General features: G+C 69.9%; 6 protein-coding genes. 4 read left to right on the forward strand and 2 right to left on the reverse strand.

The window, feature by feature from the left end:
- Window positions 1–212: 212 nt before the first annotated feature.
- Genes V6M46_RS01615 through V6M46_RS01625 form a run of 3 tightly spaced genes read left to right on the forward strand, consistent with a single transcriptional unit; the run spans window position 213 to window position 1,913 of the window.
- Window positions 213–1,385 carry a PspC domain-containing protein gene (locus V6M46_RS01615; RefSeq protein WP_332661965.1) on the forward strand — a complete coding sequence of 391 codons (1,173 nt, stop codon included), beginning with the start codon at window positions 213–215 and terminating at the stop codon, window positions 1,383–1,385.
- Window positions 1,382–1,675, forward strand: a complete 294-nt coding sequence (locus V6M46_RS01620; protein WP_332661967.1) for a hypothetical protein — start codon at window positions 1,382–1,384, stop codon at window positions 1,673–1,675. The genes V6M46_RS01615 and V6M46_RS01620 overlap by 4 nt, the downstream gene beginning before the upstream one ends.
- A complete protein-coding gene (locus V6M46_RS01625) occupies window positions 1,650–1,913 on the forward strand; it encodes a PspC domain-containing protein (RefSeq protein ID WP_332661969.1) in 264 nt (87 codons plus the stop codon). Before V6M46_RS01620 ends, V6M46_RS01625 begins: the two co-directional genes overlap by 26 nt.
- On the opposite strand, the gene V6M46_RS01630 is transcribed toward V6M46_RS01625, so the two are convergent.
- Together V6M46_RS01630 and V6M46_RS01635 are read right to left on the reverse strand one after the other, a co-directional pair.
- Entirely contained in the window at window positions 1,864–2,877 is a 1,014-nt protein-coding gene (locus tag V6M46_RS01630) for a glycerophosphodiester phosphodiesterase (RefSeq protein WP_332661970.1), read from the reverse strand. The two genes, V6M46_RS01625 and V6M46_RS01630, sit on opposite strands and share 50 nt — an antisense overlap.
- A 7-nt stretch (window positions 2,878–2,884) precedes the next feature.
- Window positions 2,885–4,384 (reverse strand): gamma-glutamyltransferase, encoded by a 1,500-nt coding sequence (locus tag V6M46_RS01635; RefSeq protein ID WP_332661971.1) that lies wholly within the window; start codon window positions 4,382–4,384, stop codon window positions 2,885–2,887.
- A 158-nt stretch (window positions 4,385–4,542) separates the two neighbouring features.
- Here V6M46_RS01635 and V6M46_RS01640 point away from each other — a divergent pair.
- Window positions 4,543–5,106, forward strand: a 564-nt coding sequence (locus tag V6M46_RS01640) for a Na+/H+ antiporter NhaA (RefSeq protein WP_332661972.1), incomplete at its 3' end; no start/stop codon positions are given.

A 5,106-nucleotide genomic window follows, 5' to 3' on the forward strand; every position in this document is an offset into this window, starting at 1 on the left:
CGAAGTGCTCGGCCACACCGGTCGCCACACCGCCGACGAGCCGGCGATCGGCTGGTCGGTAGGCACGGCGGTATTCGGTCACCCCATGATCGTCACACGTACGCGTACGCGCGCGCCATCAGGAACGTCCCTCCCGCACCCTGAGCAGTCCCGGGTGGGTTTCAGGGTCGTACCCGATGGTTCGAACGGCCCTCCTCGGAGACGATGGAGGCATGAACGCAGAAGACACCCGCACCACGCCACCGGACGGCGACTTCGACCCGCACCGGCTCCGCTCCATCACCGACATGAAGCGGTCGAAGGACGACCGGCTGCTCGGCGGTGTCTGCGCCGGCGCCGCGAAGTACCTCGACATCGACCCCGTCATCGTGCGGGTCGTCATCGGTGTGCTGACGATCGTCGGCTTCGCCGGCGTCATCATCTACGCCGCCGCGTGGTTCCTCCTGCCCGCCGAGGGTGACGACAAGAGCGTCGCCGCCGACTGGTTCCGGCTCGACAAGAACGAGGAGCAGGTACGTGTTGCGGGCCTCGTCGGCGCCGTCGTCCTGGCCGCGCTCGCGGTGATCGGCGATGGCGGCTGGTTCTGGGGCGGAGCGCCCTGGATCCTCGTGCCGATCGCGTTCGTCTACTACCTGTTCGTGGTGCGCCCTCGGCGCCGTCGTCAGGCCGAGACCGCGCTGGCGGCGCAGTACGCCCCGCCCGGCGTCGACCCGGCCGACGAGTCAGCTCGTGGCGCGGAGTTCACCGCCGCCAAGGCCGGCCTCGTCGCCAGCCGCAAGGATGCCAAGTCCCGGCGAGACCGCTCCTGGACGCTCACGTTGCTCACGCTGTCGGTGACCGCCATCGCTGCGGCCGCGACGGGTATCTACGACGCCTACAACGACGGCCCCCACTGGACGGCATACGTCGCCGTGGCGCTCGGCGTCGTGGCGGTCGGCCTGCTTGTCAGCACCCTGTTCGGCAACGGCGGACCGCTGATCGGCCTCGGGGTCCTGCTCGCCCTCACCCTGGCGATCGGCTCGCTGCTGCCCGACGGCAAGATCGGCGACCAGCGACCCGAGCCCCTCACGGCGGCTCAGGTCGAGCAGCACTACAAGCACGGCATCGGCCTGCTGGAGGTCGACCTCACGGGGGTGTCCAACCCGTCGGCGCTGCTCGGCCGAACGGTCGAGATCGAGTCAGGCGTCGGCCAGATCCGGGTCCTCGTGCCGGACGGGCTCAACGTCGAGATCGACTCGCACCTCGGCGCCGGCGAGATCAGGGTGTTCGACCGCAAGACGGACGGGTCCGACATCGACCTCGACTACCCCGCGGCGGAAACCGGTTCCGCCCTGACGCTCGACATCCACCAACGACTCGGGAACATCGAGGTGATCCGCAGATGACCAGACACTCGTTCCGCTGGGAAGGCCTGGCCTTCGGGCTGTTCTTCCTCTCCGCCGTCGGCAACTGGGCCGTGTGGAAGCAGGACATCCTGACGCCGCGCGAGCTCGGCCTCACCGCCTCGGGGGTGCTGATCCTCCTCGGAGTGCTCGGCGTCGCCGCCACGGTGTGGCAGACCCGGCCGGCCAACCGCGCCCGATCGATCCCGGCCCACGAAGCCGCAGAACCCCTCACTGACACCACCACCCCGGAAGGACCTGAAGATCATGAAGAAGCTCACCCGAAGCCGTGACGACAAGTGGGTCGGAGGTGTGTGCGGCGGCATCGCCGCCTACACCGGCCTCGACGCCAACCTGATCCGTCTGCTCGTCGCTGTCCTCACGGTCCTGGGCTTCGGCTCGCTGATCGTGGCGTACGTCGTCGCATGGATCCTGATGCCCGCCGCGCAGCCGGCCGGCCAGCAGACCGTGGCGGGGGACGCTACTGACGCTCCCACCACAGAGAGCGAGCCTCCACCGCCGTCCGCGTGAAGTCGGAGAAGACGCCGTCCACCCCGGCGTCGAAGAACGCAAGGTACTCGCCCACGGCATCGCCGTGGGCGGCCTTGTCGGTGCTGGTCCGCAGGTTCGTCGGCAGGAAGTTGTTCTCGTTGCGCATCGTCCAGATGTGCACCAGCAGCCCGACCTCGTGAGCGTCACGGATGAGTGCCGTCTGGCCGGCCAGCCGGTACTTCTTGTCACGGGCGATGACCTGGCTCTTGTTGGGCCCGATCCCGTCGGCGTACGCCGCGATGGCCGCCAGCTCCTTGGGGGCCATCAGGTCCGCGTACGTCCGCCGGTCGCGTGCCTCGACGAGGTCGTACGGCGCCCCTTGCCGGTCCATCAGCTGGATCAGCGGCAACGGCGTGCGGTCGCGGAGCCTGCGTAGGTTGGCGGTCTCCATCGACTGGATGATGACCTTGGCGCCCACGTGGTTGAGCCGGCGACGCTCGAGATTGGCGATCAGCAGGTCGTTGAGGTCGTGGCCGATCCCGGCGAAATAGGTTGGGTGCTTGGTCTCGACGTAGACGCCGATCGGCTCGTCGCGGCCCTCGTTGGCGTCCTCGGCGATGTTGAGCACCTCGTCGAACGTCAGGATCTTCTCGAGGCGCTCCAGCGGCAGGTTCTGCGGACGCAGCGCCGGGAGCCGCTCGCGTACGCGCAGCGTCTTGATCTCCTCGAGCGTGAAGTCCTCGGTGAACCACCCCGTGTGCGGGATGCCGTCGATGAACTTGGAGACCTTGCGGTCGAGGAACTCCGGGCGCTCGGCGACATCGGTCGTGCCGCCGATCTCGTTCTCGTGCCGCACGACCAGGACACCGTCCTTGGTGCTCACGACGTCCGGCTCGATGTAGTCGGCGCCCTGCTCTATCGCCAGGAGGTAGGACGGGCGGGTGTGCTCGAGTCGTTCGCCGGGCACGCCGCGGTGGGCGATGACGATGGGTGTCGGGGACACACGACCATCAAACCGCATCCGTCCCGCGCAGAGGGCCAGCGCGCACGAGACGTACGGCACCATCGCGGCGCGGGTCCGCGGCGGCCACCAGGTGCCCGTCGTGCCGGCGCAGCGTCGCGGCGACACCGCCGTAGTACATCGTCAGGTCGGTCTCGGTCTTGACGACCTCCTCGGGACGACCGGCCCGGTGCACGTGGACCCGCGGGTGGTTGATGGCCTGCTGGAGGCCGAGCCTGCCGTTGACGAACCCGGCGAGGGCCTGGACGATCGCCGTGGTGATGCGGTCGGCGCCGGGCGAGCCGATGGCGATCGCCGAGCCGTCGACGTGGCGCCCCACGGTCGGGGCCATGTTCGACAGCAGCCGGGTGCCCGGCGGCAGCCCGTGCAGACCGCGCGCGTTGAGCTCCTGCTCGCCGAGGCAGTTGTTGAGCCAGATGCCGGTGCCCTTCGCGATCATCCCTGAGCTGTAGCCCGACGACACCGTGACCGAGCACGCGCCGCCGGCGCTGTCGGTCGCCGAGACGTGTGCCGTCGACCCGGACTCCAGAACCGCCAGGTGGTCGTGGTCGACGAGCTCGAGGAACGCCGCGGCGTCCCGCTCGAGGTCGTCGGTGTGGTCGAGCACGCGGAGTCGATGGCCCAGCACGGCCCGCTGCACGCGGACCAGATGCTCGATGTCGTCGTTGTCCCACTCGCCGTACGGCCGACCGTCCAGCAGGCGCAGCATCGCCGTCACGCAGACCCCGCCGACGGACGGCGGAGGGTTGGTGCCGAACGTCCAGTCGCCGACCGTGCTCAGCAGCGAGGGACGTACGACCGGGCGGTATGCCGCGAGGTCGGCGGGTCCCAGGATGCCACCCCGCTCGAGCACGTCAGCGCTGATGAGCCGGGCCAGGTCGCCCGTGTGGAGCGCGCTCGGCCCTTCCTCGGCGATGAGCTCGAGGGAGCCGACCAGGTCGGGCAGCACGATCAGGCCCGTCGTGACGAGGCCGTCCTCGTCGTGGACCGCGGCGTCGCTCTCGTCGTCCCAACCGAAGATCAGGTCGTGGACGTGCTCGAGGTAGTAACGCGAGGCCGACCCGAGCCTGAACCCGCCGCGGGCGACGTCGATCGACGGAGCCACGATCTCGCGCCACGGCAGGCGCCCCCACCGCGCATGCGCCGCGCCGAGCGCGGCGACCGAGCCATGCGCCGCGACCGACCCGGGCCCGATCGTCACCGTCACGCCGTCGCCGTACTCGGTGTAGACGTCCCACGTGCCCCCGCCGAGCTTGCGGCCCCGGCCCGGCATCTCCATCCAGCCGTCGACGGTCTGGGGCGCACTGCCGTTCTGGGGCTGGACCGTGATGAACCCGCCCGAGCTCAACGAGACGATGCCGATCTCGTTGACCATCGTCACGAGAACAGCCGCGAGTGCCGCGTCCACGGCATTGCCGCCGGCGCGGGCGATCTGCTCGCCGGCGTCGGCGGCAGCCTCGTTGGGCGCGGCGATCGCGACGTCCGGCATGTCCGCAGGCTACTCGCGAACCGCCGCTGGGAGTGACGTTTGGGTCGCCGTCTCGCGGTGTGTCCCGACCGCAACGTCACTGCCAGCGGCGGGTAGGGTTCAGAACAGGTGAGCCGGGAAGTCTGGTCGGCATGTTGTCGCCGACCCCAGGGAGCCCCATGCCTACCCGTTCGCCCCGCCTCTTCGGCCGCGGATCGTGGCCCGAAGCCGCACGCATCGCCGACATCCTGCGTCAGGAGACGATCGGCGGAGCGCTGCTGATCGGCGCGGCAGCGATCGCGCTGGTCGCCGCCAACACCGGTGACGGCTACGCCGAGCTGCGCGACACCGTCGTGGGCCCGCATGCACTGCATCTCGACCTCTCCCTCGGCACGTGGGCGGCTGACGGGCTGCTGGCGATCTTCTTCTTCATCGCCGGCCTCGAGCTCAAGCGCGAGTTCGTCGCCGGTGACCTCCGTGACCCGAGGCGAGCGGCGATCCCCGTCGTGGCCGCGGTGGGTGGCATGGTCGTACCGGCGCTGATCTTCACCGCGATCAACGCCGGCGGCGCCCTGCGCGGCTGGGCGGTCCCCACCGCGACCGACATCGCGTTCGCGCTTGCGGTGCTGGCGATCATCAGCACCCACCTGCCCACGGGCCTGCGCACGTTCCTGCTGACGCTCGCGATCGTCGACGACCTGCTCGCGATCACCATCATCGCGGTCTTCTACACGGCTGACCTC

Origin of the sequence: Aeromicrobium sp. (genome assembly GCF_036676885.1) — a bacterium.
Lineage (GTDB): Bacteria > Actinomycetota > Actinomycetes > Propionibacteriales > Nocardioidaceae > Aeromicrobium.